20 protein-coding genes and 1 pseudogene are annotated in these 20068 nt (G+C 59.6%); 5 read left to right on the forward strand and 16 right to left on the reverse strand.

Translation table 11 applies throughout. The annotated features are described in order from the left end of the window. Together groL and EN745_RS00775 are read left to right on the forward strand one after the other, a co-directional pair. On the forward strand, positions 1-1549 hold a 1549-nt coding region (gene groL, locus EN745_RS00770), incomplete at its 5' end, for a chaperonin GroEL (RefSeq protein ID WP_127420325.1). A 58-nt stretch (positions 1550-1607) separates the two neighbouring features. Next, positions 1608-1823 (forward strand): hypothetical protein, encoded by a 216-nt coding sequence (locus tag EN745_RS00775; protein ID WP_127420326.1) that lies wholly within the window; start codon positions 1608-1610, stop codon positions 1821-1823. A 37-nt stretch (positions 1824-1860) separates the two neighbouring features. On the opposite strand, the gene EN745_RS00780 is transcribed toward EN745_RS00775, so the two are convergent. The 4 genes from EN745_RS00780 to EN745_RS00795 form a co-directional block, all read right to left on the reverse strand. Then, positions 1861-2802 (reverse strand): DUF72 domain-containing protein, encoded by a 942-nt coding sequence (locus tag EN745_RS00780; protein WP_127420327.1) that lies wholly within the window; start codon positions 2800-2802, stop codon positions 1861-1863. A gap of 126 nt (positions 2803-2928) precedes the next feature. After that, a complete protein-coding gene (locus EN745_RS00785; protein WP_348630934.1) occupies positions 2929-3450 on the reverse strand; it encodes a cupin in 522 nt (173 codons plus the stop codon). Between the two features lie 83 nt (positions 3451-3533). After that, complete coding sequence (locus EN745_RS00790; RefSeq protein WP_127420351.1) at positions 3534-5087, reverse strand: FAD-dependent oxidoreductase; 1554 nt, start codon at positions 5085-5087, stop codon at positions 3534-3536. 23 nt (positions 5088-5110) lie between these two features. Then, positions 5111-5617 carry a ferritin-like domain-containing protein gene (locus tag EN745_RS00795; protein ID WP_127309128.1) on the reverse strand — a complete coding sequence of 169 codons (507 nt, stop codon included), beginning with the start codon at positions 5615-5617 and terminating at the stop codon, positions 5111-5113. A gap of 49 nt (positions 5618-5666) precedes the next feature. On the opposite strand from EN745_RS00795, the gene EN745_RS00800 reads away from it, so the two are divergent. After that, positions 5667-5933: a hypothetical protein gene (locus tag EN745_RS00800; RefSeq protein ID WP_127404939.1), complete on the forward strand. Its 267-nt coding sequence runs from the start codon at positions 5667-5669 to the stop codon at positions 5931-5933. A 9-nt stretch (positions 5934-5942) separates the two neighbouring features. On the opposite strand, the gene EN745_RS35810 is transcribed toward EN745_RS00800, so the two are convergent. The 8 genes from EN745_RS35810 to EN745_RS00835 all read right to left on the reverse strand — a co-directional run bounded on the left by EN745_RS35810 (position 5943) and on the right by EN745_RS00835 (position 14277). Next, positions 5943-6143, reverse strand: a complete 201-nt coding sequence (locus tag EN745_RS35810) for a hypothetical protein (RefSeq protein ID WP_145991969.1) — start codon at positions 6141-6143, stop codon at positions 5943-5945. Beyond that, complete coding sequence (locus tag EN745_RS00805) at positions 6131-7441, reverse strand: divalent metal cation transporter (RefSeq protein WP_127420329.1); 1311 nt, start codon at positions 7439-7441, stop codon at positions 6131-6133. The genes EN745_RS35810 and EN745_RS00805 overlap by 13 nt, the downstream gene beginning before the upstream one ends. Before the next feature lie 236 nt (positions 7442-7677). Beyond that, positions 7678-7845: a hypothetical protein gene (locus EN745_RS35860; protein ID WP_189362918.1), complete on the reverse strand. Its 168-nt coding sequence runs from the start codon at positions 7843-7845 to the stop codon at positions 7678-7680. Further along, positions 7842-8147 carry a hypothetical protein gene (locus EN745_RS00810; protein WP_127404942.1) on the reverse strand — a complete coding sequence of 102 codons (306 nt, stop codon included), beginning with the start codon at positions 8145-8147 and terminating at the stop codon, positions 7842-7844. Before EN745_RS00810 ends, EN745_RS35860 begins: the two co-directional genes overlap by 4 nt. A gap of 221 nt (positions 8148-8368) precedes the next feature. After that, a complete protein-coding gene (locus EN745_RS00815; protein WP_127420330.1) occupies positions 8369-9223 on the reverse strand; it encodes a PRC-barrel domain-containing protein in 855 nt (284 codons plus the stop codon). A 235-nt stretch (positions 9224-9458) separates the two neighbouring features. Next, positions 9459-11165 (reverse strand): DNA polymerase/3'-5' exonuclease PolX, encoded by a 1707-nt coding sequence (locus tag EN745_RS00820; RefSeq protein ID WP_127404943.1) that lies wholly within the window; start codon positions 11163-11165, stop codon positions 9459-9461. 91 nt (positions 11166-11256) lie between these two features. Continuing rightward, positions 11257-13089: a DNA ligase D gene (gene ligD / locus EN745_RS00825; protein ID WP_245487581.1), complete on the reverse strand. Its 1833-nt coding sequence runs from the start codon at positions 13087-13089 to the stop codon at positions 11257-11259. A gap of 468 nt (positions 13090-13557) precedes the next feature. After that, complete coding sequence (locus tag EN745_RS00835; RefSeq protein ID WP_127420332.1) at positions 13558-14277, reverse strand: DJ-1/PfpI family protein; 720 nt, start codon at positions 14275-14277, stop codon at positions 13558-13560. A 241-nt stretch (positions 14278-14518) separates the two neighbouring features. Between EN745_RS00835 and EN745_RS00840 the strand changes: the two genes are divergently transcribed. Further along, a complete protein-coding gene (locus EN745_RS00840; protein ID WP_127406484.1) occupies positions 14519-16285 on the forward strand; it encodes an adenylate/guanylate cyclase domain-containing protein in 1767 nt (588 codons plus the stop codon). A 269-nt stretch (positions 16286-16554) separates the two neighbouring features. On the opposite strand, the gene EN745_RS36680 is transcribed toward EN745_RS00840, so the two are convergent. The 4 genes and pseudogenes from EN745_RS36680 to EN745_RS00860 form a co-directional block, all read right to left on the reverse strand. Next, positions 16555-16710: a hypothetical protein gene (locus tag EN745_RS36680; protein ID WP_245455599.1), complete on the reverse strand. Its 156-nt coding sequence runs from the start codon at positions 16708-16710 to the stop codon at positions 16555-16557. 257 nt (positions 16711-16967) lie between these two features. Next, positions 16968-17736: pseudogene (xth, locus tag EN745_RS00850) on the reverse strand (exodeoxyribonuclease III). 123 nt (positions 17737-17859) lie between these two features. Then, on the reverse strand, positions 17860-18465 hold the full coding sequence (locus tag EN745_RS00855; protein WP_127406485.1) for a general stress protein: 606 nt from the start codon (positions 18463-18465) through the stop codon (positions 17860-17862). Between the two features lie 25 nt (positions 18466-18490). Next, complete coding sequence (locus EN745_RS00860) at positions 18491-19372, reverse strand: DUF4142 domain-containing protein (protein WP_348630935.1); 882 nt, start codon at positions 19370-19372, stop codon at positions 18491-18493. Between the two features lie 46 nt (positions 19373-19418). On the opposite strand from EN745_RS00860, the gene EN745_RS00865 reads away from it, so the two are divergent. After that, positions 19419-20057 carry a hypothetical protein gene (locus EN745_RS00865; RefSeq protein ID WP_127420333.1) on the forward strand — a complete coding sequence of 213 codons (639 nt, stop codon included), beginning with the start codon at positions 19419-19421 and terminating at the stop codon, positions 20055-20057. The last annotated feature ends 11 nt before the right edge of the window (positions 20058-20068 follow it).

A 20068-nucleotide genomic window follows, 5' to 3' on the forward strand; every position in this document is an offset into this window, starting at 1 on the left:
GAAGGTGACCCTCGGCCCCAAGGGCCGCAACGTCGTCATCGACAAGTCGTTCGGCGCCCCGCGCATCACTAAGGACGGCGTCACCGTCGCCAAGGAAATCGAACTTGAGGACAAGTTCGAGAACATGGGCGCCCAGATGGTCCGCGAAGTCGCTTCGAAGACCAGCGACATCGCCGGCGACGGCACCACCACCGCGACCGTGCTTGCTCAGGCGATCGTTCGCGAAGGCGCCAAGGCGGTTGCATCGGGCATGAACCCGATGGACCTGAAGCGCGGCATCGACAAGGCCGTCGAAGCCGTCGTGGCTGAGCTGAAGACCAATGCCCGCAAGATCACCAAAAACGATGAGATCGCCCAGGTTGGTACGATATCGGCTAATGGCGACGCCGAGATCGGCCGCTTCCTTGCGGAAGCCATGCAAAAGGTCGGCAATGAGGGCGTCATCACGGTCGAGGAAGCCAAGACCGCCGAGACCGAACTCGAAGTCGTCGAAGGCATGCAGTTCGACCGTGGCTATCTCAGCCCGTATTTCATTACCAACCAGGACAAGATGCGTGTCGAGTTGGAAGAGCCCTATGTGCTTATCCACGAAAAGAAGCTGTCTAATCTGCAGGCACTGCTCCCGGTGCTGGAGGCTGTCGTTCAGTCATCCAAGCCGCTGCTGATCATCGCCGAGGATGTGGAGGGCGAAGCGTTGGCGACACTGGTCGTCAACAAGCTGCGCGGTGGCCTGAAGGTCGCCGCCGTCAAGGCGCCCGGCTTTGGGGATCGTCGCAAGGCGATGCTGGAGGATATTGCCATCCTCACCGGCGGGACCGCGATCTCGGAAGATCTCGGCATCAAGCTTGAGAATGTCACGCTGGCGATGCTCGGCCGCGCCAAGAAGGTGGTGATCGAAAAGGAGAACACCACCATCGTCGACGGGGCCGGCTCGAAGAGCGAAATCCAGGGCCGCGTTAGCCAGATCAAGGCGCAGATTGAGGAGACGACCTCCGATTACGATAAGGAAAAGCTGCAGGAGCGGCTAGCCAAGCTCGCCGGCGGTGTCGCCGTCATCCGGGTCGGCGGCTCGACCGAGGTCGAGGTCAAGGAGCGCAAGGACCGCGTAGACGATGCCATGCATGCGACGCGCGCTGCGGTCGAGGAAGGCGTATTACCGGGTGGCGGCGTAGCGCTTCTGCGTGCGGCCAAGGCACTGGACAGGGTTCAGGCCGAGAATGAGGATCAGAAGCACGGTATCGAGATCGTGCGCCGCGCGATCGAAGCGCCCGTGCGACAGATCGCCGAGAACGCCGGCGCGGAAGGCTCGATCATCGTAGGCAAGCTACGCGAGAGGCCGGAATTGGGCTGGGGCTGGAACGCACAGACCAACGCGTTTGGCGACCTCTATAAAGAAGGCGTCATCGATCCGGTGAAGGTGGTGCGGACCGCACTTCAGGATGCGGCATCGGTTGCCGGCCTGTTGGTGACGACGGAAGCGATGGTGGCCGAGAAGCCGAAGCAGGAACCCGCGGTGCCGGCAATGCCGAGTGGCGGCATGGATTTCTGATGAGAAACGGCGGTGTCCGCGCCCATGAGGCGCGGGCACCTGACAAATGGATAAAGCCATGAACGTGACGCACTTCAACGTGATTCCGCCGCCGTCACACGCGGCCACCGATCTGAACTACGAAGCGGAACTGAAGGTCGCGCTCGACCCCGTTCTAGACGATTTGCTCGACAGAACCGCCGCTGCGGGTTGGGACCGGCGAAAAGCCGCGTACACGATAATGTTTCTGGCCGCTCGCAAACTTTCGGACACCATGCCAAGCCCCAGAAGCTAGCGCTTTGTTGGCGGATTCATCGGACGCGGATTTCATACTATGATGAGGGAGCCGCCACGGGAACATCCACTTCGGACGGAGCTTGATCGAAGCCTGTTTGATCGAGCAGCCGGCGCATGGTCAAAGCGTTGCAGGGCGCAAAGCTTTCATGGTCGTTGTTGAAATAAACCCAGGCTCTCCGCGCGCCGCTGTTCTTGATCCTCTCGGCCCATTCGGCTAACTCGCCTTCGGAATAGTCGTGCCTGTACCAGCGCTCCGGACCGTGCATTCGGAGGTAAATATCGTTGGCTGTGCGAACCAGAACGTCCGGAAGCCGTGGACCGCTGCAGGAACAGAATATCGTGCCGCTCTCGCGGAAGGCGGAATAGACGGTCTCGTTCCACCAGCTGGCATGACGAAATTCCACAACGTTGCGTCGCGTGTGGTCGAGCTGGCTCAGAATGGCGCGGAGCCTCTCCTCGGTGAAGCGATAGCTTGGCGGAAGCTGGAAGAGAAAGCAGCCCATCCGCTTGCCAAGGATATCGCCTATCAGTCCAAAATCTTTTACCAGGGTTTCGGTATCCTCGAATCTCTTGACGTGAGTGATCAGCTCACAGACTTTTATGGTGTAAACGAACGCGCGCGTTCCGGGCTGACGAAGCCAGGTTTTCACATTCGCGACGGTCGGCCAGGAATAGAAGGATGCGTTTATTTCGACGGTGTCGAACTGCTGCGCATAATGAGTGAACCATTCGGAGGTTGGCATCTCAGCCGGATAGAACTTTCCGCGCCATTTCCAGTAGAACCATCCGGAGCAGCCGACATAGGCGGAGTTTGCCAACTCGGTCGAATGGCGACCGGGCCCTTTGCCCGCCAGCCGTGCGAGGTGCATTTTTTCCGCGCGCCCCACGTTCTCTGCGCGCTGCTTTTCGCGGCGCAGCCTGCGGCGCTTACGTCGCTCGTCAAGGCCTGTGTCTTTCCTGGGAACGTTGATGTCCATTGCATAATCTCTGTCCGTCTTAACGGCGATCAGAGCCAGTTGCTCCTTAGGCGAAGTGCATTGGCGCGGTCCTTTGTCCGCCCGCCATCGAGGCATCCAGAGGAAATGGGCGGAAGCGCTCAGCGCTTACCGAAATGCTTTCCAAATGTCGAAAAGCGGACCGCTGCCACCGTAGACGGGATCCTGTCGTGGTTTAGCGACCTTGAAAATGGTCTTGACGGCGTGGGCATGGTCCTCGCTCCTAGAACATTCATCGTATGTGCCGTTGGGCGGGTAGGCGCCAACCACGAGAAAGTCTTCGCTCGCCGCGAGGCACTGGTGACCAGTGCCTGCTGGCAAAATAGCGACGTCTGCCGCCTTGATGGTGAGCGTGCGGCCATGCTTGCCTCCGAACTGCACCTTTGCCGATCCGCGAGCGACGCCAAGAACCTCATGTATGCGGGAATGGTAATGCGCATAATCGTAGATGCCGTTTCGCCAGGACCCCTTCCAGTTGTTGCGCTCGAAGAGCTCCTCGAAGATTGCGGCCGGATCGAATTCGGGAGGCAGTTTCACGACGCCGCGATAGACGACCAACGGCCAGTGGGGATGATTGGGGATGATGCCGTCGTCCTCGAAGCGGAATGCATTGGCCTTGCGCTGGCGCACCAGCCGACCGAGCTCGTCGCTTGAGGGTCGTTGCCAGCCGGTGATCTTCTCGACGAGTGTTTTGCCGCGCTCAAGTATGGGCATCATGTTCCTCCCGCCGGTGCGTCCACGGGGTTGAGACGACCAACGGCCGGCCCGTTGAGCACGATGCCGTCGGGAGCAAAATGGGAGCCATGACAGCAGCAGTCCCAGCACTGCTCGGTGGAATTCCAGGCCACTTCGCATCCAGAATGCGTGCAGACGGCGGAATTCAGATAGAGCTTTCCAGCCATATCGCGGCAGGCTGCGATCTTGCGCAGTCCGTCCCGCAGGACGCCGCCTTGGCCAGGCGCAAGCTCGGCCAGTGACTTCAAGTCACCCGGAAGCAAATAGCCGGCGAGATTTTTGACCGCGGACAGGTTTTCACGAACATAGTTGATCACGCCGGAGGGCGTGTTGCGCGACGGGTCGTAGACCTCGGCCCACGGGTTCTCCTTGCCCGAAATCATATCCTTCACCAGCAAGCCGGACAGCGCGCCATGCGTTATTCCTTGGCCGGAATCGCCGGTGACGACATAGACCGACTTGCTGCCGGGATTGAGGCCGATGAAGGCGCAATAGTCGATGGTGTCCAGAACCTGCCCCGACCAGCGCGTGACCTCTTTGCCCAAGCTTGGCACGAGCGCTCTTATCCAGGCCTCGATTGCCTCGAAACGAATGTCGCCGTCGTCGGATTCGCCGGATTTGTGGTCGGCTCCGCCTGCGATCAGATAGTCAACCGAGCCGGGACCGGGATTCATTCGGACGTAATGGTAAGGATCGCCCGTGTCCCAGAACAACGCATCGGGGAGCGTACCCTTCGGCAATGTGAAAGCAATCGCGTAGGTCCGGTAGGGCGACATCTTGGTGTGCAGCTGAAAACGATCGTTGATCGGCGAGTTCGTGGCGACGACGGCCGATCCCGCTTCAATCACGCCGCCGTTCTCCGTGGAGACGCGCACGCCGTCCTCAGGCAGTTCTTCGACGGAGGTAGCGGCGCTGTCGGCGAAAATAAGGGAGCCGCTTTCGCGGATCGATCCCGCAAGCCCACGCAGATATCGCAACGGATGGAAAGTCGCCTGGTTGGGGTAGCACAGGACCGGCGCCTCCTCGAAACCCTTGAGCGGCAAGCCAGTTACCAGTTCGACAGCGGCCCCGACCTTTCGTGCTGCATCGAATTCTTGCTGGCGTTGATCGCGGGCGTCCTTGGGGTCGACACCCATCGCCGGAAACAGAAACGCGTCCAACCTGCGAAAATTGCAGTCGATCCTTAACTCGGAGACGTTTTCCTCGATGCGGGCGACGGCGGCCTCCTGACTTTGCTGGAAGAGCCTTGCAACGTCTTCACCCCGCAGGTTGATCAACGCGCTGAGGCCATCGTCACAGATCGGCGCCAGATGCGCCGTGGTTCGCGACGTCATACCGCCGGCGATCGTTCCGCGATCGATGACGATGACCTTCTGGCCGATGTTGGCCAGTTCGTGAGCGATCGACAGTCCGGCGATCCCCGCTCCTATGATGACTGTGTCACAGCTCTTCTTGCCCGAGAATTTCGGCGCATCGGGATAGACGTCGACCTTCATCCAAAGGGATCGGGTGAGTTCAGCGCGCGCGTTCATGCAAGCGTCCCCGAGCGCATCGATCAAGTCGACGCCTTCTCGTTGACTTTCCGTTCGGCGATGGTGGTGAGTTTCTTGTCGGCCGCCTTTTCCTCGTTGAGGGTCGCAGTGAGAAGTCGGGCGACGGCTTCGTTGCCGCTCTGCTCCGCCCACGCAATCAGAGTTCCGTAGCGGGTAATCTCATAATGCTCGACGGCCTGTGCGGCGGCAATCAGGGCGGCGTCGAGCACTTTCTTCTCGGCAACCTCGCCTGCGATCCCGTTGGCTTCCTTGATGATGCCATCGATCGCCGGGCAGGTCGTCCCCTTCGGGTTTTCACCGATAAGCTCGAAGGCTTGCTCCAGCCGTTGGACGTGCTTTTGCGTCTCGGCGAGGTGGGCTTTGAAAGCCGCCGTCAAATCCCGGTTGGTGGCCTTTTCAACCATATCGGGGAGCGCCTTCAGAATCTGTTTTTCAGCATAGTAGATGTCCTGCAAAACGTGCAGGAACAGATCGTCCATCGTCTTGATGTCCTTCGTAAACAGGCCCATAGCGCGCTCCCAATCTCCATTGCCGAAAGATCTTTGGAGAACGCGTGGCGTGACCGCCAGTTCCGGCCGCCAGCAGCAGGCCAGCCGCGCAGGTATGAATTTCGCCTCGGGACTCTGGTGTGGCGAAGTCGCCGGAACGAAAGCCGTCTGCTGCCGTTGCGGCTTGTCGGCTAAGGTCAAACGCGGCCTTGTGCCTTCCATGCGAGCGGCGACCAGTATTGTGCTGATCGGCACCTATTGGAATTCGCTACTGAATGAAGTGAGATACCTTAAGGCGCGCCACCAGGTGTTGGCCGTCGGCGGGCTGGCGATCTAATGCCCCTCATTACCAAACGCGAATGAATGCGGCAGCGCCAACGTCACAGCCATGCTTGGGAGGGCCGTTTGAACTGATGATCGTCTTGGCCTGCTTGAGCATCAGGCCATATTTTTTGGCCCAGACCTCGGCGTCATAGGTGACAGGCCATTTCTCTATCGGGCGCTCACCCATCGCTCCCCGGAATTCGAAAGCGGTCACAGTAGCCACTGAGCCGCCAAACCAACGACGCATAGCGTCATGGCTACGGTCGAGAGCCACCCCAGGGAACGGAGCCACCCTCGTATGGGGAAGTCTCCCATTATGTCGGCCCGGCCAGCCATAAGCATCATTACGACCATCACCGGCACCGCGCAGATGCCGTTGATTACGGCGCTCCAATAAAGCGCCTTGATCGGGTCGATTGGCGTGAACATGATGCCGGTGCCAAGAGCCGCGGCCATGGCAAGCGTCCCATAGAAGGCCACTGCCTCCTTCGGTTCACGGGCCAGGCCAACCTTCCAGTGTAGGGCCTCGCCGACTGCGAAGGCGGCCGATCCCGCGAGCACCGGAACGGCCAGTAACCCGGTACCGATGATTCCCGCCGCAAAGATGATGAAGGCGAATTTGCCGGCCACCGGTTCCAATGCCTTCGCCGCGTCCGTGGAAGAGGAGATATCGGTTACCCCTGCCTTGTTGAGCGTCGCAGCAGTGGTGAAGATGATGGCGATGGCAATAAGGTTGGACAGGGCCATCCCAACCAGTGTGTCAGCGCGAATCCGCCCGAACGCTTTTCGAGCCTGCCACGGTGCCCATTTCAGGGGCTTGGCGGAAGGATCGAGCTTTTCCTCCTCGACCTCTTGCGAAGCCTGCCAGAAAAACAGGTAGGGTGAAATTGTTGTGCCCAAGATGGCAAGCAGCGTGGTGAAGAAAGTGCCGTTCCATTCGATGTGCGGAATCAACACCCCATTTGCCGCTTCGCCCCATGGAACGTTTGCAGCGAACATCGCCACGACATAGGCGAACAGGCTAAGCGTGGTCCATTTAAGGATTTTCACGTAGCGGCTGTATTTGAGGAACACGATTGCCGCCACGCTGACCAGCGCAAACCCCAGGACATAGACCGAGCTAGGCCCTCCGATCAGAAGGTTGAGCGCATCAGCCATCGCGCTTAAGTCGGCACCAATGTTGATCACATTGGCGGAAAATAGCAGGACGACCACAAGATAAAGCAGGGGGGCAGGGTAATAGCGAGAAAGGTTGCCCGAGATGCCTTTGCCCGTGGTGCGACCTATCCGAGCCGCAATTTCCTGGATCGCCGCCATAAGAGGAAAGGTAAAGAGCATGGTCCAGCCGATGTTGAACCCGAGTTGGGCTCCGGCCTGGCTATACGTGCCTATCCCTGAGGGGTCGTCATCGGAGGCGCCGGTGATGAGGCCGGGGCCAATAATGCGGAGGAAACGTTGAAATGGCCCTTTGGCAACCGTGTTGCTTTGCTCTCGCTCAATTTCCGAGCTGACATCGGTCATTGCTTGGGCCGTGCCATGCAAAGAGCGTGAGCCACGGCACTTGTTGCAGCCCGCACTGGCCCGATCCCTATCGGTTCAAAAGTTGGTCCAAAAATCTCAAGCCGCACGTTTTTGAATGTCGAGCTGTGAGTCACGTGCCACCATCGCTTTGGAAGTTATGGAGCCTTCGGTTCAACGATGAGGAGACATGGCGGTTCCAAATGGAGTGGGTCTTGACGACAACAGTGGTGTGGCGGTTAACGCTTGCCATGATCGTAGGAGACGACCGTGACGTGGCGGTGGTTGAGGCGCCGGCTGCCATTGACGATGACATTGTGATCGGCGCCAGGTGCGACCAGGCCTATCGTCTCGCAAGCTGAATGCCTCAGTCTTGTTCCGGAGCGGCCAGCGAGCCTGAGCTTCAAAGGAGTGTTATCGTCCAGTAGCGGACCACAATATTTTCCTGCCGAAAGACATGCTCCAGGTCGCCCTGTCGGCGCCGCCAATCTGAAACATCCATGCTTGGCGTCATCACCTCGAAGATGACGATATCGTCGCTGTCTGTTTTTCCGCGGTCCTTCCAAAGACCCTCCGCAGGCGCCTGGAGATAGGCAGTCACGCCATCGAAGCGAGCCGCCAGTTCCTCTTTCAAACGGTCGAAATCTCTTCGGGGGTACAGTTGGCCCTGGTTGTCTGAGCGAGGCAACAGGATTTGGATGAGATACATCTTAGTCACCGCTATGCTGCGGATATCAGGAGAAGACTGATCTGCGAGGTCAGGCCAGCCCCTCTGACCGCGTCTCTTTCGACACGCGAGGGACATCAGACAGGACGAGGTCGCTGATATCTGCAGAGCTATGGCGAACCTCGTCGGCTAATTTCAAGGCCCGCTTCTGTCACCGGATGACCAAAGCGCCCGCCGTGGACGACGAGCGCTTCAGAAGTTCTTTACTTGTTGATGATTATCCGTTGCTTATCGCGGTTTTGGGCGTAAGTGGCCTTGTCGTAGGCAGTTTGCGCCTCCAACTGGTCCTTGCTGAAGTCCGTATAGAGGTAGCGATTGCCGTTCTTGTCGGTCAAGAACTTGAGGTTCTCCATGCCGACGGCGACCTTCTTTTCGCCAATGCCCAGGAAGCCGCCTACATCAACAATTATCGAGTCGACCTTGTTGTCGCCTGTCAGGATCACGTCGCCGATCTCGCCGACCTTCGCATCATCTGCGTCATAAACGTTGGTTCCGATCAGATTTGCCGCGCTGATTTTGTCTGAGGGCATTTCGGTCAAGCTCGACTTGTCGATCGAGGCCGTCGCAGTCGTATCGGTTTTGGCAGTTGTCGCTTGAGTGTCCGCCGTGCTTTTGGTCGGCTGGGTCGTCGAGGCTGCCGCAGGATCGTAGGCCGTCGTATCGAAATTGGGCTGAGCATTAAGCTCATCTTTGGTCGTCCTTGCGACCAGCCAGCGATCGCCGTTCTTGTTGATCCATTCAAGCTTGTTGAAATCGTAGGCGACATTTTTTTCGCCCACGCCGAGGAAACCCCCGACGCCAATGACGACGAGTTTGGCGTTCCCGTTCTTGTCGAGGACGATGTCATTAACATCGCCGATCTTCGTCGCGTCATCTGCGGTGCTGTCGTAGACCGCGGCTCCCATGATCTTGGAGACGAGCCTGCCATCCGTGACCGGAGCAACGACCTCCGTCTGGGCAGCGGGTTTGCCGGTATTTGCGGCGTAAGCACCGGCGGTGCACAGCACCGTCGACATGAGAGCAGCCGTGGCCACCGTAGCCAGTATCTTGCGGACCATGTGAAATTCCTCCTGTTGCCTTGGTTGATTGACCGTCGGATCTGCCAACGTCATTTCTACCAACGAAAACAAATGGCCCTACGTTCCGGGAGTGGGTCCATGTCCTACCGGCATAGACTGAAGGCTCATGCAGAACCTGATGCTACGTCGGGGGTGAGGGTCGCGGATCTGTTTCCGGCAAGGAGCCCGGCCGGGATCGCGTTCCAGGCAGCGACTCGTGCTAGACCGCCGCTCGTTACGCGGCTCTAGGGCTCTTCGCAGGCGAGTGACGGTTGCCGCCGTTACGGGCGGACTTGCGCTTTGAAAGATGCGCAAGCAGAGCCGTCAAACCCGTCGCGTTGAGAACCCGGTCTCTGGGGACACCTCCCTTGCGGGCCATTTCGACGCCCCAATGCATTTGGTCGAGTTCGCGGATTGAATGGGCGTCCGGATTGATGCTGAAGATGCAGCCGTAGTCGAGGGCCTTCCGATGCCAGCGCCAGTCGAGATCGAGCCGCCAGGGATGCGCGTTGATTTCGACAGCGACACCATATTTCGCGCACGCTCTGAGGACCTTGTCGACGTCGAGCTCGTAGCCGGGACGACGCAACAATTGGCGACCGGTCATGTGCCCGATGATTGTCGTCAGGGGGTTCGCGATTGCCTCAATGATACGGTCCGTCTGCTCTTTCTTCGGCAACTTGAAGCGGCTGTGCACGCTCGCGACAACGAAATCGAACTGCTTCAAGACGTGGTCCGGATAATCCAATGAGCCGTCGGCGAGGATGTCTGCCTCGATGCCCTTCAGGACACGGAATTTTCCGCCATACCTCTTGTTCAGCCGATCCGCTTCACGGTGCTGCTCGGCAATCTCCTGCAGTGTGAGGCCGCCCGCGTAGTGGGCAGACTGCGAATGGTCGGCGACACCAAAGTAGTCGAACCCGCGCTTGCGCGTCGCTTCAGCCATTGCCTCTAGCGTTTCGGTGCCATCGGATGCGGTCGTGTGAGAATGCAGGATACCATGCAGATCTTCATCCCGGACGAGGGTAGGGAGTTGCCGCCGCGCTGCCCGCTCAATCTCGTCCCTGCCTTCGCGCAGTTCAGGTTCGATGAACTGCAGGTCCAACGCTCCGTAGATTTCCTCCTCTGTCGCTGATGCGATCAGCTTTCTCCCGCGGTAGAGCCCATCCGCCTTGAGGGCGAACCCTCTTTCGGCCGCGTACATCTTCAACTGCTCAAGATGGGCCGCCGAACCCGTAGTTTCGAGGAGGCTCGCGCCAAAGTGCTTCTTGTCCGTGACGACAAGCCTGAGCGTGGACTGCTCGATTGCGGTCCGCTTCTTGCCCAGCGCGACCAGCGCGAGGTCGGCAACAAGTTCGCAACCGCGCCGGAAATCACCGGCGATTTCCACACGCGAAAATTCGGGATGCTCTTGCTTCACCGATAGGATTGCATGCTCAAGGAGTGCGGCGGCCTTGTGCAGGTGAAGCTGTGTTTCGCCGCTTCGAGCGACAGCCAGGTTTTGCAGGACTCTTGTCTGAAGCGAAGCACCAAGGCCTTTGACAGGCCGGATGCGATCTGCCTTTGCCGCGGCTTCGAGCTCGGCCAACGAGTTCACACCGAGCGCCTGATGGAGCTTCAGGATCTTGTCAGGCCGCAGGCCAGGTATTGTAAAAAGCTCCATCACACCTGCCGGCACCTCCTCGCGCAGCGTCTCAAGGCGTGGATGCGTACCCGTTTCATAGAGCTTGCGCACAATGTCCGCGATCGCGTCCCCGATTCCCGGGATTCTGGTAAGGGCGCCCGCGGCGATGATCCGATCAAGCGGCTGCGACAACGCAGCCAGACTATCGGCCGCGCGCAAGTAAGCCTTGGTGCGATAGGGATTGTCTCCGCGCAGGGACGATCGATGTGCGTATTCCCTAAGCAGACTGGCGACTGTCCGCGGATCGGTTTTGGCCATTCAAGGCAAACGGGGCCAATCTCCGCAGGTTCCAATCGGGGCAAGGCAGCGAAGCCCCCAATCCAGCCTCGCTGCCTTTCGCGGAGTGGGGCTACAGATCCGGCAATGATTGGTCGGCTCGACCCCATCCCGCCAGAGATTTGCTAACTGCGCGTTTCTTCAATTCAGGAGCATCGCCGACGTGGAAATGCGAGGGCGCATCAATCGTCTTCATTTCCGCCCAGGTGATCGGCGCCGCGACCGGAGCGCCAGGTCGGGACCTCGCGCTATAAGGCATGATTGCGGTCGCCCCACGCTGGTTGCGCAAATAGTCGACAAAGATGCGACCCTTGCGGCGGGCCTTCGACAACGCGGCCGTGAAGTGAGAGGGATCGCTTTGAGCGACCGCTTGAGCGAGGCGATGCGCAAAGTCTTTCACTTGCGGCCACTCGGCCTGTGGGGTGAGCGGCGCGATCACATGCACTCCTTTGCCTCCCGTCAGCATCGGGAACGTCGTAAGTCCCAGCGATTTCAAAATATCACGAAACTGGAAAGCGGCGGCGCGCACGGCTTCGAAATCGAGACCCTCATCCGGGTCGAGATCGAAGACGAGGCGGTCTGCCTTTTCGACATCCTCTATCCGAGCGCCCCACCCATGCAGCTCGATCGTTCCCATCTGGACGCAGGTCATCAGCCCATCGGCGTCGTCGACATAAAGGTATGGCTCCTCGTGACCGTCCTTTTCCATGATGCTTACATGGTGGACTTTGTCGCCAAAGCTCCCGGCATCATGCTTCTGGAAAAAGCACTTCTTGGCCCGGCCCTGGGGACACCGAACAAGGCTGATCGGCCGACTGCCGACCCAAGGCAACATGATCTCCGCGACGGCCGCATAGTGGTCGGCAAGCTGGCCTTTGGTGATATTGGACTCCGGATAGATCACGCGGTCACGGTTGCTGATAGCGATGGTGTTCGCCGGCGCCGCGGTCAGCTTGGCTGTGCGACGTTCCGTCTCCAGCACGACCGCGGCCGCCTTCTTGTCTTCGCGCAGACCAAGGTAGCTCGGATGTCTCAACGTTCCTTCGTTGGTCATCTCTGTGAAGGCAATCTCCGCCACCAACTTCGGTCGAAGCCAGTGTGCTCCGCGAACTTCGGCTCGCGGCGCCTCGACGGTCGCGGCCTTCTGCTCGAGTGGTGCCATGATCTTCATGAGGCGGAAAAGCTCAGCTGTGTCGAAGCCAGTGCCGACTTTCCCCGCAAAACGCAGCTTGCCCCCGTCATGCACTCCAAGGATCAATGACCGGAACGCGCGGACCTTGTCGGACGGCGTCCAGCCGACAATCACGAATTCCTGCCGCTTGATGCACTTGATCTTGAGCCAGTTTCCGCCGCGGGCCGCCACATAAGGAGAATCGGCAAGCTTCGAAACCACCCCCTCGAGACCAGCTGCGCAAAAGCGCTCGAGCAACTCTTCTCCGCGACCCAGAATATGATCGGAATAACGAAGCACCGGGTTCTTCGCGGGCAAAATGGCCTGGAGCTTTTCCTTGCGATCAAGGAAAGGACGCCTGGTGAGATCTTCGCCGTCGAGTTGAAGGAGGTCGAAGGCATAAAAGTCGATGGTCGCCGGCGCACCCTTCAATGCGTTTTGAAGGGCCTGGAAGTTTGATCGTCCGTTTGCATCGACAACGACGGCCTCGCCATCAATCAGCGCGGACCCGACCTTGAGCTTGCTGGCTTCCGAAAGAATGGAAGGAAAACGGTGAGACCAGTCCAGGCCAGATCGCGTGTAGGCACGCGCTTGCCCGCTGCCGACGGCGACTAGAATGCGATAGCCGTCATATTTCATTTCGTGGAGCCAGCGGTCGCCGGCAGGGACGTCCACGAGCGTTGCGAGCTGGACGGGCCGAAAAGTTGGCAGTTCTGAATTGGCTGGGTCACGCATAGGCGACTTCGCTTGACGAGCGGTTGACCCCTGAATTGCTTTACGCGACGTTGGCTTGACCATGCTCACCCGCCCCATCCCAAGACGAAATGGCTTAATCGCGTCCAACGCACGATTGCTTCTTTAGTTTCGCTGCGAGTGGAGCTTGCTGCCGTCATTGCCGAGTCGCTTGCAGCGCCTCGGCCGCTCTCAGCTGGATCCGTACTGGCTGCCTCCCTAGATTTCCCCGCACATTGTCGCCGGACCGCGCAAGAGCCTGGCTATTGACGTCGAAGCCGCCCGACGCGACTCTCCAAGTTCACACTTCGCGCTCCAAATTTGTACCCGGCGCGCATCTACTGGAGTTCATCGCGATCGGCACGGGCGTCGTCCATAGCGACGGGTGCAAGGGTTTTCGCGCCCATTACAGGGGCCGCTCACCTACGATTGTTGTACCTCGGCAGCTACACCTGTGAGGCGAAGAGTTGCCTACACCTTTCTATGCGAAACCTTCTCGAGCCCCCGCTTGATGCCCGCATGGGCCTCCTCATTGCGGTGAACCATCAGCGCCGTGGCCGCCTCGGACGCCTTGTCGGGCTGGCCGGCATCGAAAGGTGGCGACGGGTCGTACTCAATCCCAAGTTGGATGGCTTGTGCGACCTCCGGCCCTGCAAGTTCGGCAATGATGGTCAAGGCGAAGTCGATGCCTGCAGAGACTCCACCCGACGTGAAGACGTTGCCGTCTCGGACGACACGTGCCTTTTCGTGTCGCGCGCCAACCAGGGGCAATAGGTCGACATAGGCCCAATGCGTCGCTGCCCGACGCCCCTTCAGCAGTCCGGCTGCGCCAAGAAGAAACGCGCCCATGCATACCGATGTCACGTATTGTGCATGCGCGCCCAGCCGGCGAATGAAGTCGATCGTCACTGCATCGGCGAGCGCTTCCGCAACGCCCGAGCCGCCCGGCACGCAAAGGAGGTCGAGCGCGGGACAAGTTTCGAAAGTGCAACTGGGCATGATGCCAAGGCCGCGGTCACTCACGACAGGCAACATCGTCTTCGCGACGACGTGGGTGCGCGACTGCGGGAACTTGCTGCGAGCCGAGATAGAGGGCGGCGTTGCAAGCCGGCTCAGAACCTCAAACGGGCCGGTGAAGTCTAGTTGAGTGATATTGGGGAAAATCACGAAGCCGACGTTGAAATCAGCCATACAAGTGTCTCCCCTAAGTCCGGAAGCCGAATTGGCGCGGTTGAGATCATCGCGCCTAGTCACGACGTCCGCAACGGGATCAAGTCGCTCATCGCAGATGACCGCGCGGGACCCACTCCAAGCCCTTTCAACAATCGCCGGCAATGTCCACTGCGGACCGGAAGCGGCTGCAGGTCGAGCCGATCTAAATGAAGCAGCCCTAATGAGTCTGTGCTATGTCGGTGAGTGAAGGAAGGGGCAAATGAGCGAGACCCGCAAGCTTGCGGCGATCCTGGCAGCCGATGTCGTCGGATACAGCCGACTGGCTGGCTTGGACGAAGATCGGACTCTCGCGCGCCTCCGGGCCCTCCGCAGCGACCTGGTTGATCCTACGATCGCGGTATACATCGGACGAGTGGTGAAACGCACCGGTGACGGAACCCTCGTCGAGTTCCGCAGCGTTGTCGATTCAGTCCGTTGCGCTATCGAAGTGCAGAACGCCATGCTCGAACGCAACGCCGGGGTGCCGCCTGATAGACGTATCGAGTTCCGCATAGGTATCCATGTTGGCGATGTAATCGAAGAGAGCGACGGCGACCTGATGGGCGACGGTGTCAATATTGCTGCCCGTCTGCAAAGTATCGCCGAACCTAACGGTATTTGCCTGTCGGGTGCGGCATATGAACAAGTGCGCGACAAGCTGAAGGTTGATTTCGAGGATATCGGCGACAAAGAACTCAAAAACATTGCACGGCCGGTGCGAGCCTATCGAGTAGCCTTAGACCGTGACCCCGAAAGAGAGCCGACACTGCCCGGCCCTATCGGAGGAAAACTGGCCGAGCCCGACAAGCCGTCGATTGCTGTCCTGCCGTTCCTGAACATGAGCGGTGACCCCGAACAGGAATATTTTGGCGACGGCGTCGCCGAGGATATTATTACGGCCTTATCCAAGCTGCGGGGCTTCTTCGTTATCGCGCGCAATTCGACCTTCGCGTACAAAGGCAAGGCGCCAGATATCCGTCAGGTCGCGCGTGAGCTTGGTGTTCGCTACATACTGGAGGGCAGCGTCCGCAAAGCTGGCGAGCGGGTGCGGGTAACTGGGCAGCTTGTCGACGCGGCCAGCGGCAATCACATCTGGGCAGAGCGCTACGACCGGCCCACCTCTGATATTTTCGCCGTGCAGGACGAGATCACTCACAGCGTTGTCGCGGCGATAGAGCCGCAGATTTACGCAGCTGAACGCCTTCGCCTTCAAAGTAAGGCGCCGGAGAGTCTCGATGCCTGGGGCTGTGTTGTCCGGGCAATGCCTTATATCTGGACATGGGTTATTCAAGACGAGGACACTGGCATCAACCTCCTGAAGCGAGCGATTGAGGTTGATCCCCACTATGCACGCGCCCGCAGCCTACTCGCTTGGGCCTTTGCCACCCGTGTGGTCTCAGGCAATTTGGAATTTGCTCCAAGCATATCCAATGCCCTCACCCTCGCCCAACGCGCGATTGACCTCGATCCCGACGACGCATGGGCCCATTTTGCGGCGGGTTACGTATTTGCGATGTCGAGACGACTTGGGCCGGCGGTGGAGGAACTGAACGAGGCACTGCAGCGCAACCCGAACTTTGTATTCGCCCACATAATCTTGGGAGTTGCATTTGGCTATGCCGGACTTGCGGACGATGGCCTCCGTCAGCTCGAAATCGCACGACGATTGAGTCCTCTTGATCAAACCCAAGCGGCCAATCTTTCGGTTGAAGGGCTTTGCCATCTAGTCGCCGGGCGGTACGCCGAAGCGGTAAGCGCTGAACGTCGGGCCGTACAGATGAGACCGAACTTTGGAACCGCTTGGCGCACACTCACGGCAGCCGCAGGACTAGCCGGTGATCTGGAAATCGCACGCCAAGGGCTCGTCGAATGCAAACGCTTACAGCCGAATTTCAGCATCGACTGGGTCGAGAAATACCACCCACTGATACGGGCGGAAGACCGCTCAAGATATATCGAAGGCCTACGAAGTGCAGGCCTGGAATAGTCCAGGCTAGGGGGGCTGCCGCCGATCTCCGCGAGCCAGAAACGCGAATAGGCAACCTTACCCTGCTTCCGACCTCTGGAAAATGGCAAGGATGACTTGCAACGGGTCGGTACTGTCTCATTGAATCTTATGCAGATCGGCTTATCAGAACGCATCAAGTCATCTTAGGCTGACCCACTGCCCAATGAGGAGGTAGCTGATGGCCGGGGCGGCGGTGTGCTGCCAGGCATCACCCAGCGGAGCAATTCAAGCAAGACTGCACCGGGTTTTCAGCCCAGGGGCCACACCTCGACGACGCCATGCGCGACTGCACAGGGGACCTGCGAGATTTTGCCGATGGCCTCGGTGAGGTCAGCAGCTTCGATCAAGGCAAATCCGGCGATCGGCAGATCTGACGACATGAACGCACCATCGCGAGTTTCCACTCCCGACCCCTCCGGATTGCGCACCTGTACCGGCGTCCCCGCCCTGCCTATCGGGGCGCCTTCGGAGCGTAACCTCGCGTCCTGTTCATGAGCCGGCATCCCTGACGGGTTGGGGCGTGCGGTCATATCCGGCCCGATCGCCATATTGGATCGTAACGAACTTTGGCATCTGCGAGGTCTCCTTTCAGGGTTTCGACGTGAAGCGTGGGCGACGGCTGCCGGGCAGACTTTCTGCAACTGCAATTGCGCAAACGGTCTTAACCGACGTCGATCCAGGCGGGTGCGTGATCGCTCGGCTTTTCCCATCCACGGGTCTCGACATCGACTCCCGCGGCCAGAATGCGCTTCGCAAGGGACGGGCTTACGAGCAGATGGTCCATCCGCAGGCCTGAGCTTCGGTCGTAGCCGCCGCGATAGGAAAAGTTCCAGTAGGTGTATATGCCCTTGTCTGGATGGATACGACGCATCGCATCCACCCAACCCAAGGTTAGCATGTGGGCATAGGCTTTCCTGCATTCGGGGAAGAAGACGGCATCGCCCAGCCAGCGCGCCGGAACAACGGCGTCTATTTCGGTGGGCACGACGTTGTAATCACCACAAAGCACCGTGCGCTCGCCCAACAGCGACTGGCTGTAGGTGACGAGACGCTCGAACCAACGGAGCTTGTAATCGAACTTTGGCCCTGGCGCGGGATTGCCATTGGGCAGATAGATGCAGTCGACGATGAGACCGTCGATTTCCGCCTCGAGATAGCGGCTATGCGTATCATCGGGATCGCCCGGCAAGCCGCGGCGGCGCTCGACCGGATCCCTACCACGGGCCAGGATTGCCACGCCGTTATAGGATTTCTGGCCGTGCCAGATTGCGCCAAAGCCGAGGTCCCGAATCGCTCGATCGGAATTTTGCGTTCGATGTTTTCAGTTCCTGAAGGCAGACGACGTCACAGTCAGTCTCGCCAAGCCACTTAAAGAGCACGGGGAGCCGGCCGTTAACCCCATTGACGTTGAAGGTCGCGATCCGGGTCATCCCCTCTGCTCCTGCGTGGGATTGCCTTAGATGTTCCAGATGAGCAGACAATCAAAAAATTTTGGATGCCTCGTGCGCCCGGCAAGAAAAAGCCCCGTCGTGTATTCGACGGGGCCTCATTTTTTAGAGTGGTGTGGTCCGGCGAACGCGATCGCGTTCGGCCTCGATGTCATCATAGGGCTCTGCGGTCGCGTCGAATCCCGTCCACCCGCTGGCCTCGTAAGCGCTTCGCCGCTCGTCCAGGTTGGCGGCACGCTCGCCTCGCAGGATGCGTTCAGCCTCGCCGGTGAGCCGATCGTCGACTTTGGCCGTCACGAGACTGCCGCCGCGGCGAACGCCCTCGGCATAGACATGAGCATCGCGTTCAGGAACGCCGGACTCCGTCAGTGCGCCCACAATTCCGCCGGCGGCTCCGCCGACCACCGCGCCGCCCACCGCGCCAACTGCCGTAGCAGCTAGCCAGCCGGCCGCCACCACAGGCCCGACACCGGGTATGGCCATGATTCCGAGCCCGGTAAGAAGGCCGCCTGCGCCGCCCACGAGCGCTCCCAGGCCCGCGCCGGCCGCGGCATCGTCGCCGGCTTCCGAGGTCTCGTCCCCCCGATACCAATTGTCGGAATTGTTCGCCACGATGCTGATGTCGTCTCTCGGCACGCCAATCGCTTCCAGCTCGCTTACTGCGTCGGACGCGTCCTGATAGTCATCGAAAAGTCCGGTGACAGTCGTCATGTTTCACTCCATCGTCTGAGTTCGGTTATTGAGCGCCGGCAACCACGTTGCCTTTGAAATCGAGCGCTACGGCTACCTGCTTTCCGTCTTTCTCGGCGGTGCCGCGCCAGATGCCCTGGTCGTCCTTCGTCAATGTGCTGACATTGGCGAAGCCGGCATCCTGGATCCGTGATTTCGCCTGGGCTTCCGTAAAGCTGTTCGCTCCAGGCACCGGAGCGGATGCGTTCTGGTCTGTGTCTGTCGCTGCGGGTGCGGTGCTGGTCGTTGCCGTATTGTCGGTTTTGCCGGAGGCGATCTTTTCGATCATCTCCTGATGCATCTTGAGTGTCGGCAATGTCTGCTGTGCGAATGCCTTGAGATCCGTGTTGTCGCCGTCGGCCGCATAGTCCTGGAACAGCTTGACCGCGTCGGCGTGCGCGTCTTGCTGCATCTTCACGTAAGACTGGTCGGCTGACCCGTTCGTCGATCTCAACGCCTCGAGGTCACTCTTGTGATTGGCGTCCGTCTCCGCCGGAACCTGCAATTTCTGCTCGCCGGCGATCGACTGCAGTTTGGCGTTGGCGGCGCCGTGATCGGTAATCATTTTCAGGGCAAAGTCGTTGATGGCCTGATCTTTCGCCTTGGCCTGGACGATCTTGCTGGACTCGACTTCGAAGATCCCACCTTGCGCGGCCTTGTTGACGAAATCCTGCGCCTTTTCGGCACTGAGCGCCGGATGGGCAAAACCCAGTCCGACCGCCGTGCAGAGCGCAGCCGATAGCAAATGAAGTTTCATGGATATCCTCCAACGCACAGAATTGTGCCTGGAAGACAAACAGAGGGGCGCAGCGTTTGTTCCAACAATCGGTGCCACCCCCGCACTGAGAAATTGGCGTCCCGAGCTTCGCGTCTGTGCATAAAAGTGCATGGGGCGTCGGGTAGTGTCTGCAGCCGGGACGCCCTATCTTTCCGGCATGCCCGCGCGCCGAAAAATCGACCCGACCGCAAAATTGATCGCCGAGTGGCCGCTATCGCCGGCGGCGACACTGGGATCGTCCATGCGGACGAGGGGCATTTTCCTCGAGATCCGCTCGCGTCTGCCGCCTGCGCTCAGAAACTTGCTTCACATCGAATCCCGGGTGCTGACCTTGCGACTGCCGGAGGCCTCTGAGGCAGATGTCGATGCGGCAACGGCGATCGTGTCCAAAGCCATGCAGGACATCGAAGACCTACCCGTGATTCCCCGTGAAATCGAGGACATCCTGACGATCTCCTCTGGCGAGCGGCACCGATGGCTGAAGGACGGTCGACTTGAGAGCGCGGGGACCAGAACGGTCAACCTTCGCGGCCGCGCCAGGAAGATCACATTCCACGTGTTCGACCCACGCCACATCGAGGATGTGCTCGACCGCGACCTGGTCACCGTCTGGCGCGAGCACGACGCCGCCACCCGCGCCGAGAACCGGCGACGCGCTGCCGCAAAGGCGGCATTTAAGCGCGCGCAGAAGAGGGGGCGTGAGGCTCCCCATTCAGCAAGGAATGGGCGAGACGAAAGCTCGAAGGCCAAACTGCGCGGTTGGGACGATTTTGAGAGCGAAGGGCTGCTGCGCTGACAAGCGGCTCG

The organism is Mesorhizobium sp. M4A.F.Ca.ET.022.05.2.1, assembly GCF_003998845.1.
Lineage (GTDB): Bacteria > Pseudomonadota > Alphaproteobacteria > Rhizobiales > Rhizobiaceae > Mesorhizobium.